The organism is Burkholderia sp. 22PA0106 (assembly GCF_047497155.1).
In the GTDB taxonomy this organism is placed as follows: Bacteria; Pseudomonadota; Gammaproteobacteria; order Burkholderiales; family Burkholderiaceae; genus Burkholderia.
In genome coordinates this window covers 573,635-589,012 of record NZ_CP163162.1, presented here as the reverse complement: position 1 = coordinate 589,012, position 15,378 = coordinate 573,635, and the positions used below count along the sequence as shown (strand labels likewise).

The window sequence follows — 15,378 nt, the reverse complement described above, 5'->3', positions numbered from 1 at the left end:
CCGGCTCCACGCCGGCCGGAACGCATTCGTTCCGGCAGCAGGCGAAGCATCACAGCGTTCGATGACAACTCCATGACTGCGCCACTTAACTCCAATAATTGACACACTTTGCCACTACGATGAGATTTGTCCGGTGCGCCGACCGTCGCGCGCCGCCTGCTTTTATTCCTTTCCGCCCCGGAGGCAACGTGACGCCCGATACCGACCCGATTCTCCTGACGCCCGGCCCGCTGACCACCTCGCCGGCCACCCGCCGCGCGATGCTGCGCGATTGGGGCTCGTGGGACGCCGCGTTCAATCGCCTGACGCGGGAGCTTTGCGCCGATCTGGTGCGCATCGCCGGCGGCGACGACACGTATGCCTGCGTGCCCCTGCAGGGCAGCGGCACGTTCGCCGTAGAAGCGGCGCTCGGCACGCTGGTGCCGCGCGACGGCGTGGTGCTGGTGCCGAACCACGGCGCATATTGCGCGCGGATCGTGCGGATTCTCGGGCGGCTCGGCATCGAGACGGTGGAACTGCCGTTCGCGGAGCACGAGGCCATCGACGCTGAAGCGCTCAACGCGATGCTGACGCGCACGCCGCGCATCACACACGTCGCGCTCGTGCATCTGGAAACCAGCGCCGGCATCCTCAACCCGCTCGCGCAGGTCGCCGCCGTGTGCGCGCGGCACGGCAAACCGCTGATCGTCGATGCGATGAGTTCGTTCGGCGCGTTGCCGGTGGAGGTGGCGGCGCACGGCATCGACGCGCTGGTGTCGGCCAGCGGCAAGTGCCTCGAAGGCGTGCCGGGGATGGGCTTCGTGATCGTCAAACGTGCGCTGCTCGCGGCCAGCGTCGGGCGTTCGCCGTCGCTCGCGCTCGACCTGCACGACCAGCACGCCTACCTGGAGCGCACCGGCCAATGGCGCTTCACGCCGCCCACGCACGTGGTGGCCGCGCTGCACGCGGCGCTCGCGCAATACGCCGAACAGGGCGGCCTGCCGGCGCGCGGCGCGCGCTACGCGGCGAATTGCGCGGCGCTGATCGACGGGATGCGCGCGCTTGGTTTCGTGCCGTTCCTCGACACGCGCGTGCAAGCACCGGTGATCGTCACGTTCCATGCGCCGCGCGATCCTGCCTACGATTTCATGGCGTTCTACGCAGCGGTGCGCGACGCGGGCTTCGTGCTGTATCCGGGCAAGCTGACCGAGGTGGAGACGTTCCGGGTCGGCTGCATCGGCGCGATCGATGCCGACGAGATCCGCCGCGCGGTAGCTGCGATCGAGGCGGCGCTGAAGCGGCTCGGTATTGTGGTGCGTTGAAGGCGGTGGCGGTGGCGGTGGCGGCCGTGCTCAGCGCTCAGCGCTCGGTGTATCAGCCCGGCTCGGCTCGACGCGGCATCACCGCGCATTGCCCCCACCGCCATCCGCGCACCTCGCCCGCCCCCATAAAAAAACCCGGCGCCGCTGTCGCGGGCCGGGCCAAGTCGTGCCGTGCGCGGAGAACGGTTACAGCACGATCCGCTTGATGTCGCCGACGATGAAGATGTACGACAGCGCGCCGATCAGCGCGATCACGCCGATAAAGGCCAGCGCACCGACGAACGAGCCCGTCGAGGCGACGATGAACCCCACCACCAGCGGCGTGATGATGCCCGCCAGGTTGGCCGCCAGGTTGAAGATGCCGCCGGTCACGCCGAGCAGGCCTTCCGGCGCGATGTCGGACACCAGCGTCCAGCCCAGCGCGGCCATGCCCTGCGCGAAGAACGCCACCGACATGATCGCGATCACCGCCTCGTTGCTCTGCACGTAGTTGGCCAGCACGATGGTCGAGGCGAGCAGCAGCCCGGCGATGATCGGCAGCTTGCGCGCCACGTTGGCCGACTTGCCGCGACGCAGCAGGTAATCGGAGAAAATGCCGCCGAACATCACGCCCACCGACGCGGCAATGAACGGCATCACCGCGAAAAAGCCGATCTTGAGCCAGCCCATGTGGCGTTCCGTGGCGAGATAGGTCGGAAACCACGTCAGGAAGAACACCAGCGTGGAGTTGCCGGCGAACTGGCCGAGGCAGATGCCCGCGAGCTGGCGCTTCTTCAGCAGCTTGCCGGCCATCGACCAGCTGAACTTGCTCTGGCCCGGCTTGCCGGCCTTCGATTCGCCGTCGATCAGGCCGCCGCCCTCGGCGATGTAGGCCAGCTCGGCGGCATTCGCGGCCGGATGCTCGCGCGGTTCGCGATACAGCTTGAGCCAGACCAGGCCGAACAGGATGCCGACCCCGCCGACCACCCAGAACAGCGAACGCCAGCCGAACGCGCCCATCAGCGCGAACAGCACCGGGCTCAGGAACGCCAGGCCGATGTATTCGCCGACCGTGTAGGTGCCGGTGGCCATCGCGCGCTCCTTCTGCGGGAACCAGGTCGCCACCACGCGGCTGTTGGTCGGAAAGCACGGCGCCTCGCTGAACCCGAGGCCCAGGCGGCAGGCCAGCAGCGTGCCCACGCTGCCCACGAAGCCTTGCAGCAACGTGAACAGCGACCAGAACGTCATCGACAGGTAATAGGTAACCTTGCTGCCGAAGCGGTCGAGGAACAGGCCGCCCGGCACCTGCGCGAGCACGTAGGTCCAGGAGAACGACGAGAACATGATCCCCATCACGGCAGCGCCGATCCCCAGTTCCTTGGTCAGGCTCGGCGCGGCCACGCCGAGCACGGTCCGGTCGAGATAGTTGATCATCGTGCCGAACGCGAGCAGCGCGAGAATCCGGTAGCGCGCCGACGAGCGGCGCTGGGTGCCCGCGTCCGCGCGGGACGCGGCCGTGGCGGTCGGTTGGGAGGAATGCTGCATCGAAGTCTCCTGGTTGTTGTCCTGGCCGCGCCGCATCAGCGTGCGACGAGCGATTCGAAGTGCGAGAACATGCGTTCGGCGTCCGGCTCGCGGCCGGTGAATATCTCGAACGCGTCGACCGCCTGGTACACGGCCATGCCGCCGCCCGGCAGCGTACGGCAACCCATCTTCCGCGCGACGCGGATCAATTCCGTCTCGAGCGGGAAATAGACGATGTCGGCCACCCACGGCTTGCCGGCCAGCAATTCGGCCGGCAGCGGCAGCCCCGGATGCTTGGCCATGCCGGTGGGCGTGGCGTGGATCAGGCCGGTGGCCTGCGCCATCGCGGCGTCGAGCGCGCCGCCCGCCGTGACCACTGCCTGCGGGAAGCGCGTTTGCAGTTCGGCCGCCAGCGACGCGGCCCGCGCGGCATCCACGTCGAAGATCGTCAGCGCGCTCGCGCCGAGCATCAGCGCCGCGTGCGCCACGGCCGCCCCCGCGCCGCCCGCGCCGATCTGCACCACGCGCGCCAGCGACACGCCGTCCAGCCCGCCCCGGAACGCGCGCGCGAACCCGGACCAATCGGTGTTGTGGCCGCTGCGCTTGCCGTCGGCGAAGCGCACCGTGTTGACCGCGCCCAGCGCGCGCGCATCGTCGGACAGCGTGTCGAGATGCGCGATCACGCGCTGCTTGCACGGATACGTGATGTTCAGGCCGTCGAAACCCATCCGTTCGGCCAGGTCGAGCAGCCTCGGCAATTCGTCGACGCTCATCTTGAGCACGTCGAGATCGAGCCGCCGGTAAACATAGTTGAAGCCTTGCAGACCGCCTTCGCGCTCGTGCATGGCCGGCGACAGCGAACCGCCGATGCCCTGCCCGATCAGCCCGATCAGGAACGATGTCTTATCCGCTTGACCGCTCATTGCCCCGCCCCTTTCAAGATCGTCGCGAAGCGTTGCAGCGCGAACACATAACCCTCGGTACCCATGCCGCAGATCACGCCCAGCGCAACCGCCGATACATACGAGTGATGCCGGAACGCCTCGCGCCGGTGCACGTTCGAGATATGCACCTCGATCACCGGCTTGTCGATGCCCGTCAGCGCGTCGGCCAGCGCCACCGAGGTGTGCGTGTAGGCGGCCGGGTTGATCACCACGCCGTCGATGCGCGTGCGCGCCTCGTGCAGCCAGTCGATCAATTGATGCTCGGCGTTCGACTGGCGGAACTCGATCTCCAGGCCCAGCGATTCGGCCGCCTCGGCGCAGCGGCGCTCGACGTCGGCCAGCGTCTCGGCGCCGTAGATATGCGGCTGCCGGGTGCCCAGCAGGTTCAGGTTCGGCCCGTTGAGCACCAGGACCTTCGGCTTCGACATTGCGCGTGACTCCGTAAAACCGGGGCGGATCGCATCTCGCATCCGCCACCTACAATCTTTGAGGTGGCGCAAGTGTGCCTTCGGCGCGCATCGCTTGTCTTTCGGGGTTTATGCTTATTTGTACCATCTAGTTAGTTTGTATAATTCGGTCACTTGTCTGAATAAAATCGGGGAGTTGCGCGATCTTCGAACGCGTTCTGGTTAACCTGTTCGTCCGTTGTCGTCACTTCCGAACCCTTTTTGCGGGAATTCGCTCATGAAGCGTTCGATCGCCACCGTGTCGCTATCCGGCACGCTCGTCGAAAAACTCAATGCGATCGCGGCGGCCGGTTTCGACGGCGTCGAGATCTTCGAAAACGATCTGCTCTACTTCGATGGTTCGCCCGCCGACGTGCGCAGGATCGCCGCCGATCTCGGCCTGGACATCGTGCTGTTCCAGCCGTTCCGCGATTTCGACGGCGTCAGCCCCGAGCAGCTCGCGCGCAACCTGGACCGCGTGCGCCGCAAGTTCGACCTGATGCATGCGCTCGGCACCGATCGCATCCTCGTCTGCAGCAACGTCTCGCCGAACACCATCGCGGACGACGCCCTGCTGACCGACCAGCTCGGCGCGCTGGCCGAGGCCGCGCGCGGCGCGGGCGTGATCGCCGCCTACGAGGCGCTGGCCTGGGGCCGCGTCGTGAAAACCTACCGCCACGCGTGGAAGCTCGTGGATGCCGTCAACAGCCCGCACCTGGGCCTCGCACTCGACAGCTTCCACACGCTCTCGCTCGACGACGATCCCGACGCCATCGCGCAAATCCCCGGCGACCGGATCGCGTTCGTGCAGATCGCCGACGCGCCGAAGCTGGCGATGGACGTGCTCGAATGGAGCCGCCATTACCGCTCGTTCCCGGGCCAGGGCGATTTCGACCTCGCCCGCTTCACGGCGCGCGTGATCGAATCGGGCTTCGACGGCCCGCTTTCGCTCGAAATCTTCAACGACGGCTTCCGCGCTGCGCCCACCGCGATCACCGCAGCCGACGGCCTGCGCTCGCTGCTGCACCTCGAGGACATCACGCGCGTGCGGCTGGCCGCCGACGGCCACGCGCCGGCCGCCAGCCAGCCGCTGTTCGCGCCGCCGGCCGCGCCCGCGCACGTCGGCTTCAAGTTCATCGAATTCGCCGTGGATGCGGCGGCGGCCGCCAACGTGGCCGGCTGGCTCGGCAAGCTGCGCTTCCGCCTGGCCGGCAAGCACCGCTCGAAGAACGTCATGCTGTATCAGCACGGCGCGGCCTCGATCGTGCTGAACGCCGAGCCGGATTCGTTCGCCGATGCGTTCTTCCAGCAGCACGGGCTGTCGCTGTGCGCGTCGGCGTTCCAGGTAGACGACGCCAAGCTCGCGTTCGAGCGCGCCGCCAGCTTCGGCTTCACGCCGTTCTCGGGGCGCGTCGGCCCGAGCGAGCGCGTGGTGCCGGGCGTGCAGGCGCCGGACGGCAGCCTCGACTATTTCATCGACGAGGCGCCCGGCGCGCCGACGCTCTACGAATCGGATTTCGTGCTGACCGACGTGGACGGCCCGGTGGAAGTCGGCCCGCTGACGGGCATCGATCATGTCTGCCTGGCGCTGCCGGCCGACGCGCTCGACACCTGGGTGCTGTTCTTCCGCACCGCGTTCGGCTTCGAGGTGGAGAAAAGCTGGCTGGTGCCGGACCCGTACGGCCTGATGCGCAGCCGCGCCGTGCGCAGCCCGGACGGCAGCGTGCGGATCGCGCTCAATGCCTCGGTGGATCGCCACACGGCCGTGTTCGAATCGCTGAACCGCTATCACGGCTCGGGGCTCAATCACGTCGCGTTCCGCACCGACGACATCGTCAAGGCGGTGGCCGAGGCGGCCGAGGACGGCGTGAGCTTCCTGCGCATTCCGCGCAATTACTATGACGACCTCGCCGCGCGCTACGCGCTGTCGGACGCGTTCATCGACGCGCTGTGCCGTCACCATCTGCTGTACGACCGCGACGAGAACGGCGGCGAATTCCTGCATGCCTACACGGAGCTGATCGACAACCGCTTCTCGTTCGAGATCGTCGAGCGGCGCGGCGGCTACGACGGCTATGGCGCGGCGAACACGGCAGTGCGGCTGGCCGCGCAGGCGCAACGCCGGAAGTAAACGTTTTCGCAGGAACGGCGGGCGGCCGATCGGCGACGACGGCCGCCCCCTCGCGTCTTACGGCCGTAACGGAACGGCCCGCAGCATCCCCGCCCCCACCGCCGGCCGCCGTTTCAAACAGATCAAGGGCCGGCGCGATCATCGCGGCGCAACATGCGCCGCCGCCCGCTGCGCCGCCGTTACAACTGGTAACGGATGCCCGCCCGCCTTGTCCCTTCCTCGCCACGGTTTTAAGAATCGTTTAAGTCTCGGACGTCACCATCCGCTACCCATTGGTTTTCGCGATAAATAGGAGGTTGTATGAGCGCCAACGATGCACCCGGCCGCCCGGCCAGCCCCCCGTCACGCCCGAAGACCATGCTGCGCCGCCTGCTCAGTCACCACGAGATCGCCACGCTGCTCGTGCTGCTGCATGCGCCGATCGCCGCGAACGCGAAGCCCGAGTTGCCCGCGTTGCAGGAAGCCGGTTTGATCGAAACCGTCGGCAGCGATGCCGACGCACCCTTGGTTCGCCTGACGGCCGATGGCACGGCCATTCTGAAGGGCCTCGGCTTCCGTTGATCGGGCCGTGGCTTTGGCCGGCGCGCTCGCGCAGCCCGCCGCAGTCTCTTTGGCCGCCTCGCCCGCCTCTCCGCATCGTCCCTTTTCCCCGCCTGATCCATGCGCGCTGTCGCGCATTCCCCTTCGTTTTCTCCCCGTAGCCCACCTGACGGCATTGCGCCTGGCCGATCGCTCGCGCTGGATACACGCGCAACCCGGCCGCCCTCGCCAGCGACGATGCGGCTAGACCGTTAGTTGCTTTTTTTGGCGTTGAGACTTCCTGAGCATTACGCGCCATGCGCCGCTCACGCGCCGCGTTCGGCCTGCAAGGTCATCCGGTATTCGGTCGGCGTCACGCCCACCGTCGCCTTGAACTGCCGCGAGAACGCGCTGTGATCGGTGTAGCCGCACAGCGCGGCCACGTCGGTCACTTTCTCGTGCGTGACGAGCAACGCCGTGGCCGCATCGAGCCGCGTCTTCAGCAGCACCTGGCGCGGCGTCAGATGAAACACCTTGTGGAAATAACGTTCGAGCTGCGCGACCGACATCCCGGCCATTGCGGCCAGATGCTTGAGATTGAGCGGCTGAACGTAATGCTCCTGGATGTACTGCACGACATCGGCAAGCCGGCTGTACGCCGGATGCGAGCCTTCGTTCGCCTTCAGGTCGCGCGAAATGCCCGCCAGGCCGACCACCTGCCCCGCCGCGTCGCGCAGCGGTTCCTTGGTGGTCAGGCACCAGCCCGGCTCGCGGCCCGGATACAGGTGCAGCTCCAATTGATCGGTCAGCGGCTGGCCGACGTGGATCGTCGCCATATCCTGTTCGAGATAGTTGCGGCCGAAGCGGCGCGGGAACACTTCCTCGGTGGTCTTGCCGTACAGGTCGCGCTTTTCCTTGAAGCCGCAGCGCTGCGCGAGCGTGCGGTTCGCCAGCACGTAGCGGCCGGCCACGTCCTTCACGAAGAACGCCACGTCGGGCAGGCCGTCGAACACCGGTTCGAGCAGCGCGAAATGCGCGAGCATCGCGTCGAGCCCGCCGCCACCGGGCGCGGCGGGCAGGCGGATCGCATCCGACAGCGGCGATGGGGAAGCGGCGAGCGAAGTCATGATTCCTGTGGCACGGGATGGGGAACGGCGTGCGTCGATTATAGGAGCGGCGGATCGGCCAGGGCATCGGCCGCGCCGTCGAGCGCGGCCAGCGTGCCCACCCGCACCGGCACGAACGGCGGACGCGGCGCGCCCGCGCCGCCTTCCTGCCAGCCCAGCAGCACGGCAGCCGCCGCGCCGCACACGCGGCCCTGGCACGCGCCCATGCCGCAACGCGTCTGCAGCTTGGCATCGCGCGCGTTCGCGTACGGGCGCGCCATGCCGAGCGTCACGTCCTCGCAGCGGCACAGCACGGTGTCGTCGGGCGGCAGTGCGTGCGCCGCCGCGCCGAGCGCGAACGCCTGGGCAACGCGCGCGGCGAAACCGCGCCAGGTGTCGCGCTCGCGCAGCAGCGGCGCGAAGCGCGGATCGGCCTCGCTCACGCCGGCGGCCGACAGGCCCGCGATTGTCCCCTCGACACGCGCCAGTTCCATGCCGCCCACGCCGGTGCTTTCGCCGGCCGCGTAGATCGCATCGAGCGAGGTGCGCTGCCAGGCATCGACGGCCACCGCGCCGCCCTCCACCGTGCAGCCGAGCGCGCGCGCCAGCGTCAAATTCGGCAGCAGCCCGTAACCGCAGGCGATCCGGTCGCAGGCAATCGTCTCGGTACGTCCGCCCGCCTCGATCACGGCGGCCTCCACACGCGCCTCGCCGTGCGCCGCGCGCACCACGCCGCCCGTCATGTATCGCGTGCCGACGAAGCCGCGTGTGAGCAGCGCGGCCTGCCAGAGTTTCGATGGCGTGGCCGCCAGCGACATCCCGAAGCGGGCCACGGCGTTCGCGCCGGCCTGCTCGACCACGGCCACGACCTTCGCGCCGGCGTCGCGCGCGGTGGCCAGCGCGGCGATCAGCAACGGCCCGCTGCCCGCGATCACGATGCGTTCGCCGCGCACCGGCACGCCGCCCTTGATCAGCGCCTGCAAGCCGCCCGCGCCGGTCACGCCGGGCAGCGTCCAGCCCGCGAACGGCAACAGCAGTTCGCGCGCGCCGGTGGCGACGATCAGCCGTTCGTAGCGCACCGTCAGGCTGGCCGCGCCCTGCTCGGCCAGCAACCTGCGCCCCGGCAGCGCCGCCGCCACGCGCGCGCCGGACAGGCGTTCGACGCCCAGCGCGCGCAGCGCGTCGAGCGCCTCGGCCAGCGGCGCGGCGGCTGCAAACACCGGCCCCTGCCGCCAGATCTGGCCGCCGGCATCGGGGTTGTCGTCGAGGATCGCGACGCGCGCGCCGGCCTCGGCCGCCGCCCGCGCCGCCGACAAACCGGCCGGCCCCGCGCCGACGATCACGACGTCGTAATGCACATTCATCGTTCGGATTTCCAGGTCGTATCGATCGTCATGCCGTCGCGGCAGACGGTCTGGCACGCCAGCGCATGCGCACGGCCGTCGATGCCGACGCGGCATTCCTGGCACACGCCCATGCCGCACAGCATGGTGCGCGGCGCACCGCTCGCCGACGCGCGCGTACCGCGCACGCCCAGCGCGATCACCAGCGCCGCCGCCACCGTCACGCCCTGGGGCACACGGCAGGCCGCGCCGTCGATCGTCACGCCGATCGCCTTGCGGTCGATCTCAGTCATGGCCGGCCTCCGTCGTGACGCGCGATGGCCAATACGGCTCGGGCGCGATCGGCGGCGTCTCGCCGCCCAGTTGCGCGGCGATCAGTTCGGCCGTCGCCAGCGAGGTGGTCACGCCGAGCCCTTCGTGGCCCGTCGCGAGCCACACGCCGGGCCGCCCCGGCGCGGGGCCGATCAGCGGCATGCCGTCAGGCGTGGCAGCGCGAAACCCGGTCCAGGCGCGCAGCGCGTTCAGGCCGGCGAGGCCCGGCAGATAGCGCGTGGCGCGCGCCAGCATGCGCGCCAGCACCGCCATCTCGACGGCCGGATCGGCGGTGTCGAACTGCCGCGACGAGCCGATCAGGATCTGGCCGGTCGGGCGCGGCTGCGCGTTGAACGCCACCGAGGTGCCCTGCGCGTGATGCGCGCTCTTGATGTAGCCGAGTTCGAGCAGTTGATGCGTGATCGCGCCGGGGTAGCGGTCGGTGATCAGCAGATGGCCCTTCTTGGCCTGCAACGCGACGCCGGGCACGAGCCGCGCGGCGTCGATGCCGTTCGCGACGATCACCTGCGCGGCCGTGAGCGTGTCGCCGCCGTCGAGCCGCACGCGCGTGCCGTCGAGCGCGGCGACACGCGTGCCGAGCCGCGTGCGGATGCGCGCCGCGCCCGGCGAATGCCGGAGCAGCCATTCGGCGGCCGACGGCGCGTAGACGATGCCGTCCCCTTCCACGAACAGGCCACCGGCCAGGCCCGGCGCGAGCATCGGCTCGCGCGCGCGCAACGCAGCCGCGCCGATCACCTCGGCCGCGATGCCCGCCGCCGCGTAGCCGTCGCGCATGGCCTGCGCCGCTTCCAGTTCCTCGTCGTCGGCAGCCACCCACAACGTGCCGCAGCGCACGTAGGCGTCGCGTTCGCGCAGGCTCGGCGCGAGTTCGCGCCACAGCGCCAGCGAGCGGCGCGTGAGCGCCAGCTCGGCCGGCGAATCGTTCATCACCACCAGGTGCCCCATGCCGGCCGCGGTGGTGCCCGCGCCGATCCCGCCCGCGTCGAGCACCTCCACCGCCAGCCCGCGCGCGGCCAATGCCGCCGCGCACGCCGCGCCGACGATGCCCGCGCCGATCACGATCACATCCGCGCGCGCCATCAGTTCAGCCGGATGCCGTTCGCGAACGGGTCGCTGTCGTCGAAGCAGAGCCGTCCTTCGGCCATCACGTGCGCGTGGCCGGTGAGCGTCGGCACGATCGCCGGTTCGCCCTCGATCGTTTCGTCATGCCGAACGTATTGCAGGTCGAACACGCTGCCGATCACGCTCTCCTGCCGCCACACGGCCTGCTCGGCCAGCTTGCCGTCGGCCGCGAGGCAGGCCGCCTTGGCGCTGGTGCCGGTGCCGCACGGCGAGCGATCGTAGGCGTCGCCGGGGCACAGCACGAAGCTGCGGCTGTCGAGGCCCGGCCGCGACGGCGGCCCGAACAGCTCGATATGGTCGATCAGCGCGCCGTGCGTGCCGGTGATGCCGGCCGCGATCAGCGCATCGCGCACCGCGCCCGAGAACGCGGTCAGCTCCTTCAGGTGCGGCGGCGCGACGGTGCGGCGGTGCTGATCCTCGGCCACCAGGAAAAACCAGTTGCCGCCCCAGGCGATGTCGCCCTTCAGCGGGCCGTGGCCCGGCACCTCGACGCTCACGCCCTGGCGGTAGCGGTAGGCCGGCACGTTTCTCACGGATACCGAACGATCGGCGTTCAGCGTGGCCTCGACGATGCCGACCGGCGTTTCGATGCGGTGCGTGCCCGGCCCGATGCGGCCCAGGTGCGCGAGCGACACCACCAGCCCGATGGTGCCGTGGCCGCACATGCCCAGATACCCGACGTTGTTGAAGAAGATCACGCCCGCCGCGCAGGACGGATCGGACGGCTCGCACAGCAGCGCGCCCACCATCACGTCCGAGCCGCGCGGCTCGGTCACCACCGCGGCGCGCCAGTCGTCGTGCTGCGTGCGCAGGCGTTCGAGGCGCTCGGCGAGCGGGCCGGCGCCGAGATCCGGCCCTCCGGACACGACGAGGCGGGTAGGCTCACCGCCCGTGTGCGAATCGATGAAGTCGAGTGTTTTCATGCCGCTATCGTAGGAAGCGGCGGCGCCTCGCGTCTTGGCGACATTATGCGCACTCGATGACGAAATCGGCATAGCCAGGGAAATCGCGCATATGCCGATATCGTCATCCGGCGTGCTGTTGTCTCGCAAGACTTCCGCTTTTTCGCTACCTAGACTGCGCTGTCATCGCTCGAATCGTTGCGTCCCCGCCTGGACGATGTGTTGCACGCCAGGCGCCGGGCTCACGGCAACGTTCCGCCGATTTCAGCACAGTGGACGCCGGCTCCCGGCCGGCGCCCCGCGATCGCCAACAGGCCGGCGCATGAAAGCCGGCCGCAGCAGCCAAAGGGGAAACGAAAGTGAAGGTGAAGATCTCGCAACTCGCGCTCGCCGCGTCCGCCGCCCTCGTCGCAGCCGGCACGCCGGCCATGGCCGCCGACGCCGTCAAGATCGGCTTCGCCGCGCCGCTGACCGGCACGCAGTCGAACTACGGCACCGACATGCAGAAAGGCGTGCAGCTCGCGATCGACGATTTCAACGCGACCAAGCCGGTGATCGGCGGCAAGCCCGTCACGTTCGTGCTCGATTCGCAGGACGACCAGGCCGACCCGCGCACCGGCACCACCGTCGCGCAGCGCCTGATCGACGACAACGTGGCCGGCATCATCGGCCACTTCAACTCCGGCACCAGCATCCCCGCGTCGGATCTCTACGAGAAGGCCGGGCTGCCGCAGATCTCGATGGCCACCTCGCCGCAATACACGGCGCGCGGCTACAAGACCACCTTCCGCCTGCTGACCAGCGATTCGCAGGCCGGCCGCATCGTCGGCAGCTACGTGGTGAACACGCTGCACTACAAGCGCATCGCGATCATCGACGACCGCACCGCGTACGGCCAGGGCATCGCCGACGAATTCGCCACGTCCGTGCAGAAGGCCGGCGGCACCATCGTCAAGCGCGATTTCACGAACGACAAGGCGCTCGATTTCTCTGCAATCCTGACCAACCTGAAGGGCATGAACCCGGATGCGATCTTCTACGGCGGCGGCGATGCGCAATCCTCGCCGATGATCCGCAAGATGCGCCAGCTCGGCATCAAGGCCGCGTTCATCACGGGCGAAATGTCGAAATCGCCGACCTTCCTGAAGGTGGGCGGCGAGGCGGCCGAAGGCGCGATCGTCTACATGGGCGGGCTGCCGAAGGAAAAGATGCCGGGCTTCAGCGGCTTCGAGCAGCGCTACAAGGCGCGCTTCCACGAGGAAGTGGTCACGTACTCGCCGTACTCGTACGACGGCGCGATCGCGCTGCTGACGGCGATGAAGAACGCGAACTCGACCGACCCGAAGGTGTACGGCCCGTTCGTCGGCAAGGTACAGGTCAAGGGCGTGTCGGCGGCAACCATCGCCTATGACGCGAAGGGCGACCTGCGCGACGCGCCGGTGACGATCTACCGCGTCGATCACGGCCAGTTCAAGGCGGTCGATACGATCGCCGGCAACTGAGCCGAGCGGCGCGTTCAGCGGCCCATCAGCGGCCGCACGCAATGGCAAAAAACGGGCGCGTCGGGCGCCCGTTTTTGCATTTCGCTTACACGCCCGTTCCCTTCCTGCCAGGCACGCATCGCGCGTCAAACCCCCTGCGTTAATCCTGTAGAATCCAGCGACCCGCCAGTACGCCGTCCCCGCGTGTCTCCGAACCGGAATCACGCGGCCCGTGTCGCGAGCCGATCCGGCCCGCCGCCCGGGACGCCTTGCGGCGTCGCGCACGGTGCGCGCGCCGAGATCCGAATTCCGTTCGCCCCGACCATGCAAGCATACGAAACAGGCCACGCGCCCAGCGCCGCCGCCGATCGCGCGCTCACGCGCAGCGACTACAAAACCCTGAGCCTGGCCGCACTCGGCGGTGCGCTCGAGTTCTACGACTTCATCATCTTCGTGTTCTTCGCGCCCGCGATCGGGCAGTTGTTCTTCCCGCACGACATTCCCGACTGGCTGCGCCAGTTGCAGACCTTCGGCATCTTCGCCGCCGGTTATCTGGCGCGCCCGCTCGGCGGCATCATCATGGCGCACTTCGGCGACCTGGTCGGCCGCAAGCGGATGTTCACGCTGAGCGTGCTGCTGATGGCGCTGCCGACGCTGCTGATGGGCCTGCTGCCGACCTTCGATTCGATCGGCATCCTGGCTCCCGTGCTGCTGTTGCTGTTCCGCGTGCTGCAAGGCGCGGCGGTGGGCGGCGAGGTGCCGGGCGCCTGGGTGTTCGTGTCGGAGCACGTGCCGTCGCGCCGCATCGGCTATGCGTGCGGCACGCTGACGGCCGGCCTGACCGCCGGCATCCTGCTCGGCTCGATGGTGGCGGGCGGCGTGAACCGGCATTTTTCCCCGGTTGAAATTGCTTCGTACGCCTGGCGGATTCCGTTCCTGCTCGGCGGCGTGTTCGGTCTCGTGTCGGTGTACCTGCGCCGCTGGCTGCACGAAACGCCGGTGTTCGCCGAACTGCAGGCGCGCAAGGCGCTGGCCGCCGAGATCCCGCTGAAGGCGGTGCTGCGCGACCACGGCCGCTCGGTGATCGTCTCGATGCTGCTGACCTGGATGCTGTCGGCCGCGATCGTGGTGGTGATCCTGATGACGCCCACCTTGCTGCAAAAGCAGTTGCACATTCCGGCCGCCACGGCGCTGTTCGCCAACAGCATCGCCACCGTCGGCCTGACGATCGGCTGCATCGTGGCCGGCGCGCTGGCCGACCGCTTCGGCGCGAAGGTCGTGATCGTGATCGGCGGCCTGTTGCTCGCCGCCAGCTTCTGCACGCTGTTCTCGCGCGTCGCGGCCGATCCGACCACGCTGGTGCCGCTCTACGCGCTCACCGGCTTCCTGGTCGGCACGGTGGGCGCGATCCCGTCCGCGATGGTGCGCGGCTTCCCGGCCGTGATCCGCTTCTCGGGCATTTCGTTCTCGTACAACGTCGCGTATGCGATCTTCGGCGGCCTGTCGCCGGTGGTCGTGTCGTTGATGATGAAATCCAATTCGTTCGCGCCGACCGCCTACGTGGGCGCGGTGTGCGTGATCGGCGCACTGGCCGCGCTGTGCGCGCGCAACGCGAAGGAGCGTTGAGACGGATTCCGAAGCAATGGACTCCGAAGCGGCCTGCAACCCACGCCGCCATGAAAAAAGCGCCGCAAGGCGCTTTTTTTCATGGCGCGAGCCAAAGCCGGGGAAACGTTTCGATACAGTTTCGCCGCAAACGGAAAGCGGATCGCAAGCCGGCTGAGGTCAGCGCAGCGTGCCGAACGTATTGCTCGGCCGGCGCATGCCGTCGATGCTCACGCCGCCCGCGCCCGTCACGTAAAGCAGCAGGAAGCCGCCGGCGATCGCCACGTTCTTCCAGAAGTGGATCACCATGTCGTGCTGCGCGGCGGAATTGGTGGCGTCCCAGAAATTGTGGCCGATCAGCGCCGTCGCGATCGTATAGAGCGCAAGCAGCAAGGCGAGCGGCTTCACGCGATAGCCGACCACCAGCAGCAGGCCGCCCAGGCCTTCGATGGCGACGATGATCGGCGCCGACACCTGCGCGAACGGCACGTACATGCCCTTGAGATACGCCACGAATTCGCCGTACCCCAGCAGTTTCATCACGCCGCCCCACAAAAACAGGGCCGCCATCAACAGCCTCGCGATGAAGATCACGCCGGAATCGACGGAACGCGTCATATCTCTCTCCTTATAGGACTGACG

Annotated in this window: 14 protein-coding genes; 5 read left to right on the top strand and 9 right to left on the bottom strand. The window is 68.6% G+C overall.

The window, feature by feature from the left end; translation table 11 throughout:
• Positions 1-188 precede the first annotated feature (188 nt).
• Positions 189-1,301 (top strand): 2-aminoethylphosphonate--pyruvate transaminase, encoded by a 1,113-nt coding sequence (locus AB4850_RS02540; protein ID WP_414441049.1) that lies wholly within the window; start codon positions 189-191, stop codon positions 1,299-1,301.
• Positions 1,302-1,487: 186 nt separating this feature from the next.
• Here the strand turns inward: AB4850_RS02540 and AB4850_RS02535 are convergent, their stop codons facing one another.
• Genes AB4850_RS02535 through aroQ form a run of 3 tightly spaced genes read right to left on the bottom strand, consistent with a single transcriptional unit; the run spans position 1,488 to position 4,176 of the window.
• Positions 1,488-2,825 (bottom strand): MFS transporter, encoded by a 1,338-nt coding sequence (locus tag AB4850_RS02535; RefSeq protein WP_414441048.1) that lies wholly within the window; start codon positions 2,823-2,825, stop codon positions 1,488-1,490.
• 35 nt (positions 2,826-2,860) lie between these two features.
• Entirely contained in the window at positions 2,861-3,727 is an 867-nt protein-coding gene (locus AB4850_RS02530; RefSeq protein ID WP_414441047.1) for a shikimate dehydrogenase, read from the bottom strand.
• Positions 3,724-4,176, bottom strand: a complete 453-nt coding sequence (gene aroQ, locus AB4850_RS02525) for a type II 3-dehydroquinate dehydratase (RefSeq protein ID WP_414441046.1) — start codon at positions 4,174-4,176, stop codon at positions 3,724-3,726. Before aroQ ends, AB4850_RS02530 begins: the two co-directional genes overlap by 4 nt.
• 256 nt (positions 4,177-4,432) lie before the next feature.
• On the opposite strand from aroQ, the gene AB4850_RS02520 reads away from it, so the two are divergent.
• Together AB4850_RS02520 and AB4850_RS02515 are read left to right on the top strand one after the other, a co-directional pair.
• Complete coding sequence (locus AB4850_RS02520) at positions 4,433-6,325, top strand: bifunctional sugar phosphate isomerase/epimerase/4-hydroxyphenylpyruvate dioxygenase family protein (RefSeq protein WP_414441045.1); 1,893 nt, start codon at positions 4,433-4,435, stop codon at positions 6,323-6,325.
• 300 nt (positions 6,326-6,625) lie between these two features.
• Positions 6,626-6,886 (top strand): hypothetical protein, encoded by a 261-nt coding sequence (locus tag AB4850_RS02515; protein ID WP_414441044.1) that lies wholly within the window; start codon positions 6,626-6,628, stop codon positions 6,884-6,886.
• 284 nt (positions 6,887-7,170) lie between these two features.
• Here the strand turns inward: AB4850_RS02515 and AB4850_RS02510 are convergent, their stop codons facing one another.
• From AB4850_RS02510 to AB4850_RS02490, 5 genes are read right to left on the bottom strand one after another with little or no spacing between them, the layout of a single operon-like run.
• Positions 7,171-7,974, bottom strand: coding sequence for a helix-turn-helix domain-containing protein (locus tag AB4850_RS02510; protein WP_414441938.1), 804 nt, complete (start codon positions 7,972-7,974; stop codon positions 7,171-7,173).
• Between the two features lie 35 nt (positions 7,975-8,009).
• The gene (locus tag AB4850_RS02505; protein WP_414441043.1) at positions 8,010-9,314 is read right to left on the bottom strand and encodes an FAD-dependent oxidoreductase; all 1,305 of its coding nucleotides are present in this window, start codon (positions 9,312-9,314) and stop codon (positions 8,010-8,012) included.
• The gene (locus tag AB4850_RS02500; RefSeq protein WP_414441042.1) at positions 9,311-9,586 is read right to left on the bottom strand and encodes a (2Fe-2S)-binding protein; all 276 of its coding nucleotides are present in this window, start codon (positions 9,584-9,586) and stop codon (positions 9,311-9,313) included. The genes AB4850_RS02505 and AB4850_RS02500 overlap by 4 nt, the downstream gene beginning before the upstream one ends.
• Positions 9,579-10,706, bottom strand: coding sequence for an NAD(P)/FAD-dependent oxidoreductase (locus tag AB4850_RS02495; protein WP_414441041.1), 1,128 nt, complete (start codon positions 10,704-10,706; stop codon positions 9,579-9,581). The genes AB4850_RS02500 and AB4850_RS02495 overlap by 8 nt, the downstream gene beginning before the upstream one ends.
• On the bottom strand, positions 10,706-11,671 hold the full coding sequence (locus AB4850_RS02490; RefSeq protein WP_414441040.1) for a 4-hydroxyproline epimerase: 966 nt from the start codon (positions 11,669-11,671) through the stop codon (positions 10,706-10,708). Before AB4850_RS02490 ends, AB4850_RS02495 begins: the two co-directional genes overlap by 1 nt.
• 338 nt (positions 11,672-12,009) lie before the next feature.
• Between AB4850_RS02490 and AB4850_RS02485 the strand changes: the two genes are divergently transcribed.
• A complete protein-coding gene (locus AB4850_RS02485) occupies positions 12,010-13,152 on the top strand; it encodes a branched-chain amino acid ABC transporter substrate-binding protein (RefSeq protein WP_414441039.1) in 1,143 nt (380 codons plus the stop codon).
• A gap of 303 nt (positions 13,153-13,455) precedes the next feature.
• The gene (locus AB4850_RS02480; protein WP_414441038.1) at positions 13,456-14,757 is read left to right on the top strand and encodes an MFS transporter; all 1,302 of its coding nucleotides are present in this window, start codon (positions 13,456-13,458) and stop codon (positions 14,755-14,757) included.
• Between the two features lie 159 nt (positions 14,758-14,916).
• Here AB4850_RS02480 and AB4850_RS02475 read toward each other — a convergent pair whose 3' ends face one another.
• Entirely contained in the window at positions 14,917-15,354 is a 438-nt protein-coding gene (locus AB4850_RS02475; RefSeq protein ID WP_414441037.1) for a DoxX family protein, read from the bottom strand.
• Positions 15,355-15,378: the final 24 nt, after the last annotated feature.

Excerpts from the sequence above, each read along its gene's own strand:
- AB4850_RS02535 (WP_414441048.1), bottom strand. The coding sequence starts at position 2,825 with ATGCAGCATTCCTCCCAACCGACCGCCACGGCCGCGTCCCGCGCGGAC.
- AB4850_RS02530 (WP_414441047.1), bottom strand. The coding sequence starts at position 3,727 with ATGAGCGGTCAAGCGGATAAGACATCGTTCCTGATCGGGCTGATCGGG.
- aroQ (WP_414441046.1), bottom strand. The coding sequence starts at position 4,176 with ATGTCGAAGCCGAAGGTCCTGGTGCTCAACGGGCCGAACCTGAACCTG.
- AB4850_RS02520 (WP_414441045.1), top strand. The coding sequence starts at position 4,433 with ATGAAGCGTTCGATCGCCACCGTGTCGCTATCCGGCACGCTCGTCGAA.
- AB4850_RS02515 (WP_414441044.1), top strand. The coding sequence starts at position 6,626 with ATGAGCGCCAACGATGCACCCGGCCGCCCGGCCAGCCCCCCGTCACGC.
- AB4850_RS02505 (WP_414441043.1), bottom strand. The coding sequence starts at position 9,314 with ATGAATGTGCATTACGACGTCGTGATCGTCGGCGCGGGGCCGGCCGGT.
- AB4850_RS02500 (WP_414441042.1), bottom strand. The coding sequence starts at position 9,586 with ATGACTGAGATCGACCGCAAGGCGATCGGCGTGACGATCGACGGCGCG.
- AB4850_RS02495 (WP_414441041.1), bottom strand. The coding sequence starts at position 10,706 with ATGGCGCGCGCGGATGTGATCGTGATCGGCGCGGGCATCGTCGGCGCG.
- AB4850_RS02490 (WP_414441040.1), bottom strand. The coding sequence starts at position 11,671 with ATGAAAACACTCGACTTCATCGATTCGCACACGGGCGGTGAGCCTACC.
- AB4850_RS02480 (WP_414441038.1), top strand. The coding sequence starts at position 13,456 with ATGCAAGCATACGAAACAGGCCACGCGCCCAGCGCCGCCGCCGATCGC.
- AB4850_RS02475 (WP_414441037.1), bottom strand. The coding sequence starts at position 15,354 with ATGACGCGTTCCGTCGATTCCGGCGTGATCTTCATCGCGAGGCTGTTG.